A 19,070-nucleotide genomic window follows, 5' to 3' on the forward strand; every position below is an offset into this window, starting at 1 on the left:
GGTTTGCTCAGCTCTCACACGCAAGGGAGGGAGCCAGCCTGTGCATATTCTAATCGCCACTGATGCGTGGCATCCACAAATCAATGGGGTGGTGCGGGTGCTGGACACGTTGCGCACCCGTCTGATGGATAAAGGGTTTGAAGTCACCGTCATTTCACCGGGGGACTTTATGACACTGCCATGCCCCGGCTATGCAGAAATTCCGCTGGCCCTGTTCCCGCAGCGAAAAATGCGATCCATGTTAAAGCGCCTGCGCCCCGATGTGATCCATATCGCAACAGAAGGCCCGATCGGTTGGGCGATGCGCAAAATTTGCTTAAAAAAACATCTGCCCTTCACCACGGCCTATCACACCAAGTTCCCGCAATATGTCCATGAACGTCTCCCTATTTCGCTGGATCGACTGTATGGGGTGATGCGCACCTTCCATGAGCCGTCCAACTGTGTCTTTTCCCCTTCCGCAACGGTGGCGAAGGAGCTGGAAAAATATAATTTCGACAATGTGTTTGAATGGTCCCATGGGGTCGATACCGACGCTTTTAGCCCGCAGGAAAAGGACTTTTTTGACCTGCCGCGCCCCATCCACATGTATATCGGGCGGGTTGCGGTGGAAAAGAATATTCCGGCCTTTCTGGACCTTGACCTGCCCGGCTCTAAAGTCGTTGTCGGGCCGGGGCCGATGCGCGAAGAATTGATGGCGAAATATCCCGATGTGCTGTTTCATTTGTCCTACAGTGATCGGGAATTGGCGTTGTGTTATTCCGCCGCTGACGTGTTTGTTTTCCCCAGCCTGACCGATACCTTTGGTCTGGTGATGGCGGAAAGTCTGGCCTGCGGGGTGCCGGTTGCGGCCTATCCGGTCTCAGGGCCGTTGGATGTGTTTGGGCAAACAGGGGCGTGTGAGACAGCCTTTGGCGCTTTGCATCCCGATTTGGGGGAGGCGGTGAAGCAGGCGTACGGCAAATCCGTGCTGGCGTGCCGTAGTCAGGCGCTTAGCTTTTCATGGGATCGGGTGGTGGATGAATTTTTGCAAAATATCGTCCCCATTGACCCCGCCCTTAAAAATAAGCGCTGGAAAGTACGTAAGCGCGCCGCCCGCTTCATGAAGAAACGGGCGTCTTGACGACCTTTGCCGCGCAAGTCTTAAATTCCGGGATTTTGCCGTAAGGATCCAGTTTCGGGTTGGTCAGCAGGTTCGCCGCCGCTTCCTTGAAACAAAATGGGATAAACACCATGCCGGGCGGGACATCGCGGTCCGGTCGGGCAAAGATATCGACGGTGCCGCGCCGCGTGCTGACCGTGATCAACTCACCTGCCGCCACATCCATGATCTTCATTTCCTTCGGGTTTAGGCTAGCAACGGGGATAGACTCGATTTGATCCAGCACGTTGGATCGCCGCGTCATGGCCCCCGTGTGCCAATGTTCCAGCATCCGTCCGGTGGTCAGTACAAAGGGATAGTCCTGATCCGGTGTTTCATCCGGTGCGATCAGGTCGGTCGGTACAATGCGCCCTTTTTGGCTGTCCGTCGGGAAGCCGCTATGGAACAAGATGGCTTGATCTTCCGGGTAGGTTGCGCTGTTTTCCGCCTCCAGCCGTTGCCATGTGATGCCTTTTAAGGAGGGCATGAGGGCCGACATTTCCCCAAAGACTTCGCGCGGGTGGCTGTAGGTCCAGTCCAGACCAAGGCGCTGCGCCATCTGGGTGATGATCCACAAGTCTTGCTTGGCCTCCCCCGGGGGTTGGGTGGCTTGGCGGCCCATCTGGACTTGGCGGTTGGTGTTGGTAAAGGTGCCATCCTTTTCGGGGAAGGCACTGGCAGGCAGGATCACATCGGCGTACATCGCCGTTTCGGTCAAAAAGATATCCTGCACCACAAGATGATCGAGTGTGGCAAGGGCCTTGCGTGCATTGCCCGCATCGGGATCGGACATGGCGGGGTTTTCCCCCATGATATACATGGCTTTGATCTGTCCGGCTTGGATGGCGTGCATGATCTCGACAACCGTCAGGCCGCGCACGGGATCAAGCTTTTGCCCCCATTCAGCCTCAAAACGCGCCACATTGTCTTCCACGCTTTGATAGTCGGGATAAACCATGGGGATCAATCCGGCATCGGACGCGCCTTGCACGTTATTTTGTCCGCGCAACGGATGCAGGCCCGTGCCTTCGCGCCCGATCTGTCCGGTGATGAGGGCAAGGGTGATCAGGCAGCGCGAATTGTCGGTGCCGTGCACATGCTGGGAAACCCCCATACCCCAAAAGATGATGGCACGCTTCGCCGAGGCATAAAGCCGTGCGATCTCGCGGATTTCTGGCGCAGGGATGCCGTAGATCGGGGCCATGACTTCAGGGGCGAAGGATTTGATATTGTCGGCTAGCTTGTCAAAGTCTTGGGTGTTTTTGGCAATATAATCTGCGTTGGTCAGCCCTTCTTCAATAATCGTGTAGATCATGGCGTTGAGCAAAGCAACGTCACTGCCGGATTTAAACTGCACCATATGATCGGCAAAGCGGGTCAGGGCTTGGCGGCGCGGATCCATGACAATCAGCTTGCTGCCTTGCTTCACGGCCTTTTTGATATAGGTGGCGGCAACCGGATGGTTTTGGGCGGGCCGTGCCCCGATGACGATGATCACATCAGATTTTAAGGCATCCATAAAGGGTGCGGAGACAGCAGCAGACCCGATCCCTTCCATCAAGGCGGCAACGCTGGAGGCATGACAGAGCCGCGTGCAATGATCCACATTGTTGGTGCCAAATCCGGTGCGGACCAGCTTTTGAAACAGATAGGCTTCCTCGTTAGACCCTTTGGCGGACCCAAAGCCTGCAAGCTGATCGGGCGCAAAGGCTTTAAATCCGCCCGCGGCTTTCTCCAACGCTTCTTCCCAGCTGGCCTCATAAAAATGGGTCAGTGGGGTGGTCGGGTCCATTTGTTCTTTTGGCGCATCGGGCTTGCGGATCAAGGGCTTGGTCAGGCGATGGGTGTGGTGGATATAATCAAACCCGAAACGCCCTTTAACACAAAGCTTTTCTTCATTCGCCGGACCGTCGCGACCTTCCACCTTGATCAAGTGATCGTCTTTGACATGATAGGTTACTTGGCACCCAACCCCACAGAAGGGACAGAGCGAGTCGATGGTTTTATCGGCGGCTTCACTGGGCACCGCGTCGCCTGTTTGCGGATTGCGGGGCAGCAACGCCCCTGTCGGGCAGGCTTGCACACATTCCCCACAGGCGACACAGGTACTGGCATCGACCAGATCATTCTGATCGAAAGACACCAGACTGTCGGCCCCGCGATAGGCCATGCCCAGCACATCGTTGCTTTGGATATCCTGGCAGGCGCGCACACAGTTGGTGCAATGGATGCAGGCGCTTAAATTCACTGCAAGGGCAGGGTGGCTGTAATCTTGCTCAACTGCATGGGTGGCGGGGAAGCGGCTTTCAGCAATGCCGACCTCGTCTGCCATCTTCCAAAAATGTGATTTGGGATCGGGGCAGGTAGCGCGGTCCGGTTGATCGGTGATCAGCAGTTCCATCACCATTTTGCGCGATTTCAGCACGCGATCGGAATGGGTGTGAACCACCATATCTGCGCTGGCTTTGCGCATGCAGGAGGCCGCAAGCATGCGCTCCCCTTCCACCTCCACCACGCACAGGCGGCAGTTGCCGTCGGCTTTGTTGTATTGATGATACCCGGAACAGAGATGCGGCAGGGTCATGCCTTCGCGTTTGGCGATGTCAAACAGGGTGTCATGTTCATCGGCCTGCACGATCTTGTCATTGAGGCGGAAGCTAATCATTTAAAAATCCTCCGCAAAATGGGTTAGGGCACTTAACAAGGGATTGGGCGCGGCTTGACCCAGCCCGCAAATGGAACTGTCGCGCATCACGTAAGACAGCTCGCTCATCAGGTCTGTATCGGGATGATCTTCTTGCAGCAGGTGGGTCAGTTTATGACAGCCGACACGACAGGGGGTGCATTGTCCGCAACTTTCATGGTCAAAAAAGTCCATCAGGTTGGCGACTACATCTTTCATATTATCCTGATCGGACAGCACAATCACGGCCGCTGACCCAATAAAGCAGCCATATTCTTCCAACACACCAAAGCTTAAGGGAAGATCGGCTCTATGAGCGGGTAAAATCCCGCCCGATGCCCCGCCCGGCAGGTAGGCTTTAAACTGATGCTCGTCCAGCATCCCGCCTGCCATCTTGATTAACGCGGCGGCGGTAATATCTGTGGGGGCTTCAAAGACACCGGGATTTTTGATGCGACCGGAAACAGAATAAAACCGTTTGCTTGCTGCGGCTGGTCCGTCTGCCAAAATTTCTTGCACCCGCCAGAGGGTCTCAACGTTGTTGATCAGGGTCGGGCGACCAAACAGGCCTTCTTGGGCGGGGTAAGGCGGCTTGATGCGGGGCAGGCCGCGCTTGCCTTCCAGACTTTCCAGCAGGGCGGTTTCTTCCCCGCAGATATAGGCACCCGCCCCGCGGCGCAGGTGAATGGGGATCGGACTGTTCAGTTTCGGGATTTCAGTTTCAAGGATATGGCGCACGTGGGCATATTCATCACGCAGGTAGATATAGATATCCTTGGCTTTGATGGTATGGGCGGCGATCAACATCCCTTCCAAGACTTTGTGCGGGTTGGTTTCCAGACAGTGGCGATCTTTAAAGGTGCCGGGCTCACCCTCATCAGCGTTGACGACCAGCACGCGATTGTCCGCGGCGTTCAACATAAAGCGCCATTTTTGCGCAACGGGAAAGCCTGCGCCGCCAAGCCCACGTAAACCGGAGGCCTCCAGTTTCTCCATCACCACGTGTGGGTCGGGTAGGGGCATATAGGCGTAGTCTTCAAAAGCGATATAATCCGGTATCTCGATCGCATCTTTCAGGGAGAAATTAACCGGTGCGTTATGGCACTGCCCGACACAAGGCACGCCATGCCCATCGCCAATGCCAAACAACGCACAGCTGATGCCGGAACAGGACTTGTGGACGGGGGCCGGATTGTCGATATGAAAGTGCGCATAAAAGCTTGCGACCTCAAAGACTTGGGCTTGAGACAGCTGCATGACTTGGGCAAGGGCGGCGATGGTGTCTTTATGCAGTTGCCCATAATGGTCCTGCACGCGATGCAGGTTTTCAATTAACAGGTCGCGCTGGTGGGCATCGCTGCCGAGTAGGGCCGTGATCTCATCCGCCAGCTTTTGATCGGTCTGACGGCCTTTGGGGAAGAACTGTTTTTTCATAGCGCGATGATATCTGTTTCATTGAACGATTAATTACTTATATGTCATTTATACCACAGATCATTTTTAAAAGTGACACCAGCAAACAGAAAAAAGGAGGCGGGAACATGCTTATCGGCGTTCCAAAAGAAATTAAAAACCACGAATATCGAGTCGGCCTGACACCTAGCTCCGTTCGGGAAATGTGCGCTCATGGTCATCAGGTGATCGTTGAAACCATGGCGGGGGACGGAATTGGATGCAGCGATGACGACTATATCGCTGCAGGGGGACAAGTCGTCGGCACCGCAGCGGAAATTTTTAGTCGTGCAGAGATGATTATCAAGGTCAAGGAACCGCAGGCCAGTGAATATGCGCAACTGCGCGAAGGTCAGCTTCTCTTTACTTACCTGCACCTTGCGCCCGATGCTGCGCAGACAGAAGGACTGGTGAAATCTGGTGCGACCTGCATTGCCTATGAAACCATTACCGATAAACGCGGCGGCTTGCCGCTCTTGGCTCCTATGTCGGAAGTGGCGGGGCGCATGTCCATTCAGGTTGGCGCAACGGCCTTGCAAAAAGCCAACGGTGGTTGTGGCATGTTGCTGGGCGGGGTGCCGGGTGTCGCCCCTGCAAAAGTCGTCGTTATTGGCGGCGGTGTGGTGGGTACCAATGCGGCGCGCATGGCGATCGGGTTGGGTGCGGATGTCACGGTGCTTGATCGGTCCCTCGAACGGATCGCCTATCTGGATGACGTGTTTGGTCCGGCGATGAAGACCCTGTTCGCCACCGTCGATGCCACTGAAAAGCTGGTGCTGGAGGCTGATCTGGTCATTGGTGCGGTGCTGGTCCCGGGGGCGGCGGCCCCCAAACTGATTAAACGGGAACAACTCTCAGCCATGAAAAAAGGCTCGGTGATTGTGGATGTGGCGATCGACCAAGGCGGATGCTTTGAAACATCAAAAGCCACAACCCACGCAGACCCGACTTACATCGTGGATGATGTGGTGCATTATTGTGTTGCCAACATGCCGGGTGCGGTCGCAAGAACATCGACTTTTGCACTTAACCACGCAACGCTCCCTTTTGCTTTGGCGTTGGCGAATAAGGGCTGGAAACAAGCCTGCGCGGACGATGCGCATCTCTTGGCGGGCTTAAACGTTCATGCGGGCAAAGTTACCTATAAGGCGGTGGCGGACGCCTTGGGCTACGACTACACAGACCCTAAAAGCCTATTGGGATAATGCAGAAAGAGTGTCCCTCTAGCGCATGACTTTGCCCCCATCAAAGGGAATGGTCTGCCCCGTCATAAAGCCCGCTGCGTCACTTGCGAGCATTTGAACGAAGGCGGAGACTTCCTCATATGTCGTCATGCGCTTTAGAGGGACGCTGTCTTTCCAGTCTTGTAGTTCCTCCTCGTCATGCCGCACGTGTTGCGGCATGACGGATGAGTGTATGTGCCTTAAACAAACTGTCCGGCGCAGTAGCCGGAGGCCCAGGCCCATTGGAAGTTATAGCCGCCGAGGTGTCCGGTCACGTCGATGACTTCACCGATGAAATGGAGGCCGGGGACTTTATTGGCTTCGAAGGTTTTTGAGGACAGCTCGTTGGTATCGACGCCGCCGGACATGACTTCGGCGGTGCGATAGCCTTCGGTGCCGCTGGGGATCAGGGACCAGTTGTTGATACTGTCGGCCAATTCCTTAAGTTTTTTATCTGAAAGTTCAGCCAGCTTGCCGTTGCAGTCGGCATTTTCCGCAAAGCGGTGGGCGAGGCGTTTGGGCAGCAGGGTGGCAAGGGTGGTCTTGGCTTCCTGTTTCGGGTTCGATTGTTTGGCCTGCTTGAGGGCCTCAAACACATCCACATCGGGTAACAGGTTGATGACAACCGCATCCCCTGGGTTCCAGTAAGACGAAATTTGCAGCACCGACGGTCCACTGATGCCTTTGTGGGTGAAGAGCAAGGCTTCGCGGAACGTGGTCTTGCTGCAACTGATGACGGCATCAAGCGCAATGCCTTGAAAGCCGTCCAGCTTGTCGCGGGTGGCTTGATCGAAGGTGAAGGGGACAAGGGCTGGGCGCGGATGAATGACGTTGAGGCCAAACAGTTCAGCTTGTCTCAGGCCAAAGTTGCTGGCCCCGATCTTGGGGATGGACAGACCGCCCGTGGCGATGACCAGTTTTTCACATTCGACTTCGGTTTCGTCGGTCAGGATCAAAAAGCCGTTTTCGGTTTTGCTTACGCCTTCAATTTTGGTGTTGAGGCGAATGTCGACACCTGCTTTTTGACATTCTGTTTTCAACATATCAATGATCTGCTGGGCGCTGTCGTCGCAAAAAAGTTGCCCGTGATCGCGTTCATGACAAGTAATGCCATATTCACTGATCAGGCTGATAAAGTCCCAATTCGTGTAGCGTTTCAGCGCGGACTTACAAAAATGCGGATTTTGCGAGATATAGTTTTTCGGCTGCACATCCATATTTGTGAAGTTACAGCGTCCCCCGCCGGAGATACGGATTTTTTCTGCCAGTTTTTTTGCGTGATCTAAAACCAGTGTTTTGCGCCCGCGCTTGCCAGCCTCGATCGCACACATCATACCGGCGGCACCGGCCCCGATTATCAGCACATCCGTTTTTATCATCTGACAGTATGGTCCTGTTGAAAGGTCAAAAACTATCTTCTGACGCAAGATCGTGTATCTGTCCACCCCTTCTGGGCGGCAATCGGGTGATTCAGGAATGTGAATTTTATTTTCAGCTTTGGTATTTATGGGATTTCTGTCATAGGATGAAGAAAATAAACAGTGGATAGATGAAACATGGTCGCAGGATTTGTTGCAAACGGTATTCCCGAACTCATCTTTGGGCGCGGCGTCTTTCAGCAGCTTTCAAAGCGCATCTCGCCTTTTGGAACGCGGGTTCTGGTGGTGGGGGGTGTCTATACGGACAATCATCCAAGCCTGTTAAAAGAGGCAATGGATCATTTGCAGGTCTCCGGCCTTGCGATTACCCATGTGTCAGCGGGGGGCAAGCAAACCCAAGAAGCTGCGAAGACGATCCGCGAAGAGATTGACCTGAGGGATTTTGACTGTGTTGTCTCCATCGGGGGGAGCCGCGCCATTGATACGGGCAAGTTACTATCCATGAAGGGCCAACCCCATATTGCGGTGCCGACCACGGCCGGAACAGGGGCTGCGATGAATGGTGTGATCTTTGGCGGCAAAACGGCGTATGAGGAAACCCGAAAAACCAGTCTGGTGCCGAGTATGGTCCTTGCCGATCCGGCATTTTTGGATGAGATGGCACGTGATGATTTCGCGGCACGGGCGTTGGGTGTGCTGGCGCTGTTGATGGAGGCCTATGTCTCCCCCAAAGCGACTGTGTTGTCCGATGCGCTGGTCTGGTCGGGACTGGAAGCGTTTGCCCGCGGATTTGTGAGTGGACTGGAAGGGGATCAGGCCGGACGGGATGACGTGTTTTATGCATCCTTAATTGCGGGGATTGGGTCCGGTCAGGCTGGGTTTGGGTTGACCCATCAGCTTGCGGCTGCCTTTGAGCAAAAGACGCACCTCAGTTACGCCCAAGCCATTGCAACGATCTGTGCGGAAGTGAGTGATACGCTGATCCAGACGCTGAGCGATCGTTTGCCGGATGCGGAAGCAATGGACAAATATGCCCTTATTGGGGAGCTGTTGGCGGCCCGTCCTTTTGAAGATCGCGAGGAAGCTTATGCGTCTTTGGTTGGCACCCTGCGGCGTTGGGTCGCACGCCTTGAATTGCCCAAGCTGGATTTATCCCCGCGTGACCTAAGTGCTGTCTGCCAGTCCTTGTTGGATGAGTGGGATGATCAGGTCCTCCCCGTTCGATTGAACGAGGAAGAAATGATGGTGGCTTTATTACGACGGCGTGCGCGCACTTAATGGCAATTGGGTCGTCTGGTCTGTAATTGCACGTTTAATCTGATCAGAGATCAATCCCTGACAGGAGGTCAGATTGAGGCCGCGCAAGTTGGTCCGGTTCAGGTTTGCGCCACTGAAATTCACTTTATAGAGGGATGCCCCTTCTAGGTTCGCACCGGTTAAATCGGCCCCAAGCAGGTTGGCTTGGTCCATCTTGGCATTGCGCAGGTCTGCTTTGCTCAGGCGAGAAACCCGCAGGTCAGCACTGATCAATAAGGCTTTACGGAAAGTGGAGCCGGTCAGGTCCGCTTTGCGCAAGACAACGCTTGTGCAGTCAACTTCTTCAAAGTTGGACTGGGGCAGGATCGCACGGGTAAAGTCGGCCCCTTCAAGGTCTTGCCCCCGAAAGTCGGAATGGGGACGGTTGGCTTGCTGTCCGATCTTGCCGCCGCTATTTACCCAGACTTTATGAAGATCGAGACATTCATCAAGGTCCATGACTTCTTCAAAATCATCGCTGTCCGGTCCGGTTGGCTCAACAGGCTGGGCGGGTGCAGCCGCTTTTGTTTCTGCGACTTGTGGGCGCAGGTCTTCGGGGGGCGTGATTTTTTTGGTCTCACTGGCCGGAACGTCGGTCTGTGTTTTCACAGGCTGAGTTTCGCTTTTGCCGTAGTCGAAATCCGTTTTCGCGGCGGGTTTGTCTGCGGACGTGAAATCATAGCCAGCCTCTTTGGACTTATGAGGGGCCGCAGCGCCGCTTTCCTGCGTTTGTGCAGGCTGAGCTTTTTGCGACTTGTTAAATTCTGCGCTGCTATAATCCATCACGCCGCCATCGGCTTTGGCTTTTGTCTCGGATTTACCCCAGTCGAAACGTTCCGCATTTGCGTTGGGTTCTGCCCGTCTGCTCTGGTTAGGGGCTGGGGTAGAGAGTACTGGCTCACTGCCAAGGGCGCTTTTGCCCGGTGTGATGTTTTGGGTGAAGGTATCCGTGGTTAGGTCTTCTGATGTCAGCCCGTTGGTGGTGCGACGGTCTTGCCCTGAAAAATGTGGATTATCGCGCATGCGGCGTTCTGGACCGAAATAATGGCGTACGCAAATGAAGCGCCGTGGTTTCAGGATCACAGCACGGGTGAAGCGGAGGTATTTAGATGCGTTAATGGGCTTACGCAACGCCCCCTCGATACCGGCGCGACAGGCTTCGCGCAGCATGTTTGTTGAGACTTTTTCCAGCAACAGCAGGACCGGTGTTTTGTAAAAGATGCCGTCTTTCATCGACCGGATTTTTTGCACAACGCTGATCCCGTTGACGCTCCCCAGCTTTAACGCCACGAGTATAACGTCCGGTTTCATGACAGGAATGTGTTTTAAAGCTTCTTCCGGTGAAGGGGTGGCGACAAAGTCACCGATACCTGCATCCAGATAGGTTGTTCTGGCGATATCGATCGTTTCTGGATCTTGATCGCACATAAGGACTTTATATGAACTGAAGTCAAAGTCAGGCATAATTTATTCGTTTTCCGTCCAGCTGCAGAACTATAATCTATCATACCCGTAAATAGCACGGGTTCAACTGTCTGAGAAGATTATTTCAGTCCCATGTCTGGTCGGGGGCCAAAAACGCTCTCTAGTTGATTTTGTACATCAGGTGCAGAATGTATCTGTTTCGCACCCAGGACAAGTATTATTTCTACACGACGGTTTCTGGCTCGGTTTTCAGGTGTGTCATTTGGGACCAAGGGGCGACTGTCTCCATACCCCTGCACAGCAAGGCGATCTGCCTTGATATCCGTGTGGTTCAGGAAATGGTGGACAACGGATGTGGCACGCGCGGCGGACAGTTCCCAGTTGGACCGGTATGGACCGCCAGCCCCCAAGGGGATGTTATCCGTATGACCTGCCACCAGCACGTCACCATTGGCTTTCTTAATGACTTCACTGAGTTTATCGAGAAGATCGGCAAAGGCGGACCCGACGTTAGCAGACCCGGACCCAAAGGCAATTTCGCTTGGGAATCGGATTTTAACTTCGTTTCCGTCTTTTTCGACTTCTACGCCTTGTTCGGCGGCTTCTTCAGCAATAATTTTTGCGACTTCGTTTTCCACATCTGCCGCCTGTTCTTCGGGGCTTTCCTGTGGGTCGATTTCAAAGACTTCTTGATCTGTGGTATCCGGGATATCCATAGAGACGGTCGGCACAGGTGTTTTGGTCGGCGAGACGTTCCGCGCGACTTTGCGTTCCATCTGCCCATCAATTTCAATCACACCGGCGAGTTTATCCTGTTTGGAAATACCGAACGCGTTGCGCATGGCCCCAGCCATTTGCTTGTATTTGATCACGTTCATTTCCGAAAAGGTCAGCAACAACACGAAAAGAACCAACAGCAAAGACATAAGATCGGCGAAAGTCGCCATCCATGCTGGGGAGCCCTTCGGGGGGCATTTCTTTTCTTGTTCAGCCATGTGCGCTACAGCGTCCTACTCTTATTCTTCGTCTTCTGCAGGTTTACCACCTGGCAGATATACACCCAGCAATTCTTGCAGAACCATCGGGTTCTGCGATGCGTGGATTTGCATGACACTTTCGATAATTAAGGCGCGGGTGTTTTTGGTATTGTCGATTTTGATTTCCAGCTTGTCGGCCAAGGGAATGGCAATCAGGTTAGCCAGCACGGCGCCGTAGAATGTCGTCAACATCGCAATCGCCATGGCCGGACCAATGGCGGCCGGATCAGACAGGTTTGCCAACATTTGTACAAGACCGATCAATGTCCCGATCATCCCGAAGGCAGGGGCCATGTCACCGATACCGCGCCAGAAGCTTTCGCCCGCCATCTCGGTCTTGATCGCCATATCAACTTCTTTGGTGATACTTTCCTTAATGACAGTACCGTCCATCCCATCCACACACATGCGGATGCCCCGAGCCATGAGTTCATTTTCGATCTGTACGCTTTCCAGACCTAACAGGCCTTTTTGGCGCACGATGCCTGCCAGTTCGATAGCGATATCGTAAACGCTGCGCGGGTCGTCAGCGGTATTTTTAAAGGCGATTTTGCCGCCGATTTTCAGGGCGGCAATGCAATCCTTAAGCGGGAATTTAACGAGTGTCGCCGCGGCTGTTCCCCCGAACACAACTGCGATGGATGGAATATTGATGAAGGACCCGATGTCACCGCCCATCATAATGGAGGCGACGATAATGACCAGTCCAAGTACAATACCGATGAGCGTTGCGAGATCCATAAAACTTATGCCGTTCTTGTTTGTTCCGCGTACATTAATAGCAGCTTAGTGGTAAATCCTTACCAACTTCCTAAGACTGTAAGACTCTAAGTCGCTATCCCCGTATCCTTAATCAAGTTTTACCTTAGGTTTGACGAGTTGAGCAACAGGCATCTGAATAAAAATGACCAAGAAGCTCTGTTATTGCGTGTATTGCGCTGATTGTAGGCCAATAATTATTGTAAGTGACGTTTGGTCTTGTTGGTTGCCTGCGCTGTGAGGGGATCATCGGGCCAAGGGTGCTTGGGATAGCGCCCCTTCATTTCCTTTTTGACCGAATCGTAGGCGGTTTGCCAGAAACTCGCGAGGTTTTCTGTAATCTGCAAAGGCCGTCCCGCCGGTGAGAGCAGATGAATCGAGAGTTTACAGTCCCCGTTGTGAATAGACGGGGTATCAGGGTGGCCGAACATCTCCTGCAATTTGACAGCAAGCACCGGTTTTTTCACGCTGCTGTAATCAAGACGGATGTTAGACCCGCTGGGCACGCGGTAATGGGTGGGGGCCAGCTTCTCCATCTGTTGTTGATCTTCCCAAGTGAGACGGGCGAGAAGGGCCGCATGAAGGTCAATTTTTTTGAGATGTTCAAGACGACTTGCTGTGCCGATAAAAGGGGAGAACCAATCTTCCAAAGTCTCCAGCAAGGCCTCGTCACTAAAATCAGGCCAATGGTCTGAATAGTGCCTGAGAAAACGGATGCGTTGGCACAGGGACTTGGCTTCTTCTGTCCAGTTGAGGGTGTGAAGACCGTTTTTACGCACGCCCTGACACAGCGCCTGTTTAATCAGGTCTGGATCGATATCGCTCAGTTGCGTGGCTTTAAAGACGATGGCACCGAAGCGTTCTTGTTTTTCAGCGCGGGCAGACTGGCTTTTTTGATCCCACTCCACGACATTTTGAACCTGAATATGGGGGTGATAGGCGCTTCGAATGTCCTGTTCGCTTAGGGGTGCGGCGCTAAAGATACGCCCTTTGGCGCGGCTGCCATCTAGGTGCGTAACAACAAGATAATCCTCCCCCAACAGGCGGCTATCGTCCTCTAGGCACGCGCCCATGCCATTTTGAAGTAAATAATCCGGGCTGTTTTTGCCGCGTGATTTGGCAATGCGATCGGGGAAGGCAAGGGCGAGAAGAGCGCCTGTCTCAGCCGCGTTGCTGGCCTGTACCTTGGAGAGCTTGAGCCGTGCCTTTAGCGTTTTTGCTGTTTCGCGTGCGCGATGGAACGGACCTTTCGCTGTCTGCGGGTCGGGCTTGCCATCTGCTAACAGGCGCAGACTATCGCGCAAATCGCTGCCGGCTTTGCCTTTTAAGATTGGGCCGTCATGCAGGATCGCGGCAATATGGCAGGCCAAGGCAGTGTCTTCGTCGCTGTGCTGTTGCGCCGTCAAGACCATATGGGCAAGGCGGGGATGCAAAGACAGCGATTGCATTTGGCGGCCATGGGCCGTGAGGCGGAAGTCTTTATCAAGCGCGTCCAGCTCCTGCAGCAGGGCACGGGCGTCAGCCAAACTGCGTTCCGGCGGGGTGTCTAGCAAGCGCAAATCTGTGATGTCTTGCACGCCCCAAGCCGCCAATTCCAGCACGAACGGGGCAAGATCGGCTTCAAGAATTTCCGGTCTATCGCGATCTTGCAGGGCCTGAGTTTCCGCCTTGGGCCAAAGTTGATAGCACACGCCTGCTTCCATCCGTCCGGCGCGCCCCTTTCGCTGTTCCGCACTGGCTTTGCTGACACGCACGGTTTCTAGTTTGGACAGGCCGCGCGCAGGGTCAAATCGCGCCACGCGTTTTTGACCGCAATCAACCACAACGCGGATGCCTTCAATGGTGAGGCTGGTTTCGGCAATGGTGGTGGCCAGCACGATTTTACGCACGCCCGCTTTGGTCGGGGCGATGGCAAGGTCTTGTTGCTTGGGCGGCAAAGCGCCGTAAAGTGGCGCAAGAAGCACATCGTCGCGCCCGCCAAAACTGTCTTGTAAAATCGACTGGGTTTTCCTGATCTCACCTTCACCGGGGAGGAAGGCGAGGATATTGCCGCCTTCTTCACGGAAAGCCTGTTTGATGGCACTGGCTGTATCGCGCGCGAGGTCGAATTTTTCCGGGCGCGGCAAATGACGTGTTTCAACGGGGTAACTGCGCCCTTCACTGGTAATGCGTGGTGCGGCCTTCAGGAAGGTTTGAAGGGCGTCGCCGTCAAGGGTTGCGGACATCACAAGCACCCGCAGATCCTCACGCAGCGCTTCTTGTGTTTCTAGACAGAAGGCTAGGCCGAGGTCGCCTTGCAGGTTGCGTTCATGAAATTCATCAAAGATGACGAGACCCACGCCGTTGAGTTCAGGGTCATTCTGGATCAGGCGGGTCAAGATCCCTTCTGTGACCACTTCAATGCGGGTGTGGGCACTGACTTGTTTTTCTTGGCGGATGCGGTAGCCAACGGTTTGACCAACCTTTTCCCCCAACAAAGACGCCATGCGGGCTGCCGCCATTTTTGCGGCAAGGCGGCGGGGTTCCAGCATGATGATCTTTTGATCGGATAGCCAGTCTTCCCCAAGCAAGGTTAAGGGAACCAGCGTTGTTTTCCCCGCGCCCGGTGGGGCTTCCAAAATCGCGCAAGTATTGTTTTGCAAAGCGGATTTCAGGGCGGGGAATGTTTCCTTAACGGGAAAGTCCGGCAGATCAAGTAAGCGTGTCATGGCCGAAGCAAGGGTTAGCGTTTCTCAAGCACACAAGCGAAGAAGCCGTCACAGTTGTTTTGTGCGGGTGTCAAACGCAGATAGTCTTGGCTGGCACTGGGGTAGTCGCCTAATTCCAGTTCCGCCCAGATATCAACGGCTTTAACCACTGCAAAGCTGTCGTTTTGAGCAAGGAAGGCTTCGATCTGACGTTCATTTTCTTCCGGCAGGAGGGAGCAGGTCGCATAGATCAAACGACCGCCTGTTTTGGTCAGGCGGGCAGCACTTTGCAAAATCTCGCTTTGTAGCTTCACCAGTTCCGCCAAATCGGTTTCATCCTTTGACCATTTGGAATCGGGGTTGCGACGCCATGTGCCTGATCCGCTGCACGGCGCATCGATCAGCACGCGATCAAATTTGCCACGGCTTTTTTTGACCCATTTATCAAAAGTACTTTCCAGCTGGCGGCGTTCTGCATTGACGACACCGGCCCGTTTTAAACGTACCTTGGCCCGTTGCAGGCGCTTGGAATGCACATCACAAGCCACCAAGTGCCCGCTATTTTCCATCATGGCTGCCATAGCAAGGGTTTTGCCCCCTGCACCGGCGCAGAAATCGACAACCTGCATGCCTTTTTTCGCGCCGACGATCTGGGCAACCAGTTGGGAGCCTTCGTCCTGAATTTCGATCCAGCCTTGGCGGAAGGCTTCGGTTTCAGACAATAACGGCCCACCTGCATCCAGTTGACGCAAGCCGATGGGGGACATGGGGGTTTCAACAGTCTGGAAGCCTTGGCTTTTCAGGCTCTCTTTGACGGTTTCGCGGTCACTGTGCAATGTGTTGACGCGGAAATCGGTTGACGGCTTGTCATTGAGGGCGCGAAGTTCGTCAGCAAAATTATCGCCGAAGACTTCTTTCAGTCCTTTTACCGCCCAATCGGGGCAATCGGCCTGAACACCTTCACTCATGTCCGGGTGGATCATGTCCTTACCCAACAGGCGCTTCAGGCCTGCGATTTCTTCTTTTCGCAACATATCCATGCGGTTTTTAGAACCGATGCAGAGCTTTTCGAGCTGGGCAATATCGCTTTTCTCACTCAGGATCATATCGGCGAGCAAGAGGGTACGCATGGTCGGTTGCAGCTTAATTTTTTTCAGCCACCACAGGAGTTTACGGTAATTCATCAAGACCGATCGGGTGCGGTTTTCAAGGTCGCGGCGATCGCGGCGTTCCAGCTGATCTTGCATGTGGCGAAAACGGCTGGACAGGATGGCGTCCATGTTACGTCCGGTCTCACCCATCTCGTTCAACATTTCCCATACGAGGTTGAGGCGTGCGGCACGACCGAGGCCGTAGGCCGGTTTTGCTTGGGTGTCGTTCATAACTTTTTTCCTTCTGGTGCGAAGGGGCTTCATATCATGCTTTAGACGAAATGCCATTAAAAACCGAAAAGACAAGGCGGGGAAATGAAAAACTTCAACAATTAGGACTTGTCTGGACTTTATTTATGGTGGTAATACCAATTTGGGTAGTTAATCAAATGAATCAACGAATCAACAGGATATGGACTTTCAGATGGCTTTTCTTGGCACGGAACATCCCTTGCGTGATACTTTGGATAAAGAAATACGCGCGCGCCCCTATATTGCACTGGATGTGCCGGAACGGATTTCCCACATCGCCATGATGACAGGGGAAGGCGGCGCTGAGGAGGAAGTCAGTCATCTTAAAAAGCTCTGTAGCCATTTTGATGTGCCTCATCCGGCATTGGGGACGAACCATTTTATCTCTGACATGGGACCGTTTCGTCTGCGGTGGGAGCGTCATACGGAATTTTCTACTTACACCTTTTTCCGTAACGAAGGCTGTGAGGAACCGTTCGTCCATCCGGTGATCGAATTTGTCCCGAAAGACTGGTTGAAGACCATGCCGGGTGAAGTCATGAATGCGGTCCATCTGGAATTGGAAAGTGCCGACACACCGGAACGAACCTCCATTGAACTGTCGCGCTATTTTGAAGGCCATACCTACGTGGCCTGTGAGGTTTCTGGCGGATCAGCGTTGCTATGGACGGATATGCGCGTCCATCAGGACCGTTTTATGCGGGTGTTGATGCGCAACATTGATATGACATCAACGCAGGCCGGACGCACGGTGCAACGGGTGTTGGAGATTGAGACGTACCGTATCCTTGCGCTGCTAGGCTTTCCGTTAGCGCGTGAAGCCAGCCCGCGCATTAAATATGTCGATGAGAGTTTGGCCAAAATCGCCAAGAAAATGTCTGATAAAAATGAAGTGCAGACGGACGGGCAATTGTTGGATGAACTGTCTTTGCTGGCTGCCGAGATTGAGACAATTTCTGCGACCAACAGCTATCGTTTTGGCGCAACGAAGGCTTATTACGCTATTGTTCAGCAACGCCTGCAGGAATTACGCGAAGGCCGTTTGCAGGGGTTGCCGACCCTTTCGGAAACCATTGAACGACGCATGGCCCCTGCCATGAAGACCTGCGATCATACCTCCAGCCGTCAACACAATCTGTCCCAGCGGGTGAGCCGCGTAGCCAGCTTGCTGCGTGCCCGTGTGGAGGTGGAGCTGGAAAAGCAAAACCAAGAAGTGCTGAAAACCATGAACAAACGCGCTGAGTTACAATTGCGTTTACAAGAAACGGTGGAAGGCCTGTCCGTGGTCGCGATCAGTTATTATCTGATCGGCTTGTTGGGCTACGGCACCAAAGGGGTCAAGGCACTGGGGATTCCGGTTAATCCTGATCTGGTGACAGGACTTGCCATCCCCGTTGTTGCCTTCGCTTTGTGGCTGGCATTGAAAAAAGCCAAAAAGGCCTTGCTGAAACAGGAAGGCTAAAGCGTTTCGGTTAAGCCAAAGGCGTTCAGGATACGCTGAGCGCCGACGGTGGCGGTCAGGGTTTCGTTGTTGATGGCGTCATGGATGCTATCGATTTGGCTCTTGACGTCGGGGTGGGATTTTAGCGCTTCCATCAGGCGGTCTTCGACCATGGCCCACATCCAGCGATATTGCTGTTCGGTGCGTTTTTCCTGCAGTTCGCCGGTTTTCGTCAGTTTCTCGCGATGATCTTGGACCTTGGCCCACATGTCATCCAAGTTCATGTTCGCAAGACCGGACACACAAATAACAGGCGGGCTCCAGCTTGGGCTTTGCGGCTTCATGATGTGGAGCGCGTTTTTATAATCCCGCGCCGCTAACTTGGCCTTTTTCTCATTTGCGCCATCGGATTTGTTGACGGCGATCATGTCGGCAAGTTCCAGCACGCCTTTTTTGATACCTTGCAGTTCATCCCCCGCACCGGGCAGCATGAGGACGAGGAAAAAGTCTACCATATCAGCAACCACGGTTTCTGATTGACCAACCCCGACCGTTTCCACCAAGACCACATCAAAGCCTGCCGCTTCACAGACGATCATGGTTTCGCGGGTCATTTTCGTAACCCCGCCCAATGTCCCGGAACTGGGGCTGGGGCGAATGAAGGCATTTTCCTGAATGGCGAGGTTATTCATGCGGGTTTTATCCCCCAGAATAGACCCCCCAGAAACCGAACTGGTCGGGTCAACCGCCAAAACGGCGACCTTATGGCCTGCCTCACAGAGGTTGCAGCCCAAAGCTTCAATCGTTGTGGATTTACCCACACCCGGCACACCTGTAATGCCGATGCGATGGGCTTTGCCGGAATGGGGTAGCAATTTCAATAAGACTTCTTGTGCGATCTTGCGATAGCGCGGCGAGGTACTTTCCACCAGTGAGATGGTGCGCCCGATCATTGTGCGATCACCCGCCAGAACCCCTTTGACATACTCGTCCACAGACAGTTGCTTGCGACGACGCACAGGGCCTTTTTTAACGGAATGATTAACAATGTCGTTCATAGCGTACCTCTTAAAAAGGAAAGAGGCCCCTGTTTGCACAGGGGCACATATCCATCGTGCTTTGGCGCTAAAGCGCAAAGCACTTT

General features: G+C 53.7%; 14 protein-coding genes. 4 read left to right on the forward strand and 10 right to left on the reverse strand.

Annotated features, from left to right (window positions below; all coding sequences use genetic code 11):
- The first annotated feature begins 40 nt into the window (after positions 1-40).
- Entirely contained in the window at positions 41-1,123 is a 1,083-nt protein-coding gene (locus tag Q397_RS22695; protein WP_084149070.1) for a glycosyltransferase family 4 protein, read from the forward strand.
- Here Q397_RS22695 and fdhF read toward each other — a convergent pair.
- Both fdhF and Q397_RS22700 read right to left on the reverse strand, forming a co-directional pair.
- Positions 1,101-3,806: a formate dehydrogenase subunit alpha gene (fdhF, locus tag Q397_RS0114145; protein WP_028879970.1), complete on the reverse strand. Its 2,706-nt coding sequence runs from the start codon at positions 3,804-3,806 to the stop codon at positions 1,101-1,103. The two genes, Q397_RS22695 and fdhF, sit on opposite strands and share 23 nt — an antisense overlap.
- The gene (locus Q397_RS22700; protein WP_084149071.1) at positions 3,807-5,258 is read right to left on the reverse strand and encodes an NADH-ubiquinone oxidoreductase-F iron-sulfur binding region domain-containing protein; all 1,452 of its coding nucleotides are present in this window, start codon (positions 5,256-5,258) and stop codon (positions 3,807-3,809) included.
- A gap of 107 nt (positions 5,259-5,365) precedes the next feature.
- Here Q397_RS22700 and ald point away from each other — a divergent pair, with 107 nt between their 5' ends.
- Positions 5,366-6,481: an alanine dehydrogenase gene (gene ald / locus Q397_RS0114155; RefSeq protein WP_028879971.1), complete on the forward strand. Its 1,116-nt coding sequence runs from the start codon at positions 5,366-5,368 to the stop codon at positions 6,479-6,481.
- An 18-nt stretch (positions 6,482-6,499) separates the two neighbouring features.
- Here ald and Q397_RS0114160 read toward each other — a convergent pair whose 3' ends face one another.
- The gene (locus tag Q397_RS0114160) at positions 6,500-6,667 is read right to left on the reverse strand and encodes an SDR family oxidoreductase (protein ID WP_169738002.1); all 168 of its coding nucleotides are present in this window, start codon (positions 6,665-6,667) and stop codon (positions 6,500-6,502) included.
- A 32-nt stretch (positions 6,668-6,699) separates the two neighbouring features.
- Positions 6,700-7,878 carry a BaiN/RdsA family NAD(P)/FAD-dependent oxidoreductase gene (locus Q397_RS0114165; RefSeq protein ID WP_028879973.1) on the reverse strand — a complete coding sequence of 393 codons (1,179 nt, stop codon included), beginning with the start codon at positions 7,876-7,878 and terminating at the stop codon, positions 6,700-6,702.
- Positions 7,879-8,055: 177 nt separating this feature from the next.
- On the opposite strand from Q397_RS0114165, the gene Q397_RS0114170 reads away from it, so the two are divergent.
- The gene (locus Q397_RS0114170; RefSeq protein ID WP_028879974.1) at positions 8,056-9,156 is read left to right on the forward strand and encodes an iron-containing alcohol dehydrogenase; all 1,101 of its coding nucleotides are present in this window, start codon (positions 8,056-8,058) and stop codon (positions 9,154-9,156) included.
- Here the strand turns inward: Q397_RS0114170 and Q397_RS24295 are convergent.
- The 5 genes from Q397_RS24295 to Q397_RS22715 all read right to left on the reverse strand — a co-directional run bounded on the left by Q397_RS24295 (position 9,133) and on the right by Q397_RS22715 (position 16,464).
- Positions 9,133-10,602 carry a pentapeptide repeat-containing protein gene (locus tag Q397_RS24295; protein WP_169738003.1) on the reverse strand — a complete coding sequence of 490 codons (1,470 nt, stop codon included), beginning with the start codon at positions 10,600-10,602 and terminating at the stop codon, positions 9,133-9,135. The two genes, Q397_RS0114170 and Q397_RS24295, sit on opposite strands and share 24 nt — an antisense overlap.
- Before the next feature lie 116 nt (positions 10,603-10,718).
- Entirely contained in the window at positions 10,719-11,594 is an 876-nt protein-coding gene (locus Q397_RS22710) for a flagellar motor protein MotB (protein WP_051610053.1), read from the reverse strand.
- Positions 11,595-11,615: 21 nt separating this feature from the next.
- Positions 11,616-12,377: a MotA/TolQ/ExbB proton channel family protein gene (locus Q397_RS0114185; RefSeq protein ID WP_028879975.1), complete on the reverse strand. Its 762-nt coding sequence runs from the start codon at positions 12,375-12,377 to the stop codon at positions 11,616-11,618.
- Positions 12,378-12,592: 215 nt separating this feature from the next.
- Positions 12,593-15,103, reverse strand: coding sequence for an ATP-dependent helicase HrpB (gene hrpB / locus Q397_RS0114190; protein ID WP_051610055.1), 2,511 nt, complete (start codon positions 15,101-15,103; stop codon positions 12,593-12,595).
- 14 nt (positions 15,104-15,117) lie between these two features.
- A complete protein-coding gene (locus Q397_RS22715; RefSeq protein ID WP_051610057.1) occupies positions 15,118-16,464 on the reverse strand; it encodes an RsmB/NOP family class I SAM-dependent RNA methyltransferase in 1,347 nt (448 codons plus the stop codon).
- 193 nt (positions 16,465-16,657) lie between these two features.
- On the opposite strand from Q397_RS22715, the gene Q397_RS0114200 reads away from it, so the two are divergent.
- Positions 16,658-17,947: a DUF3422 family protein gene (locus Q397_RS0114200; protein WP_028879977.1), complete on the forward strand. Its 1,290-nt coding sequence runs from the start codon at positions 16,658-16,660 to the stop codon at positions 17,945-17,947.
- On the opposite strand, the gene meaB is transcribed toward Q397_RS0114200, so the two are convergent.
- Positions 17,944-18,984 carry a methylmalonyl Co-A mutase-associated GTPase MeaB gene (meaB, locus tag Q397_RS0114205; RefSeq protein WP_051610060.1) on the reverse strand — a complete coding sequence of 347 codons (1,041 nt, stop codon included), beginning with the start codon at positions 18,982-18,984 and terminating at the stop codon, positions 17,944-17,946. The genes Q397_RS0114200 and meaB overlap by 4 nt on opposite strands.
- Positions 18,985-19,070: the final 86 nt, after the last annotated feature.

The organism is Terasakiella pusilla DSM 6293 (assembly GCF_000688235.1).
Taxonomy (GTDB): domain Bacteria; phylum Pseudomonadota; class Alphaproteobacteria; order Rhodospirillales; family Terasakiellaceae; genus Terasakiella; species Terasakiella pusilla.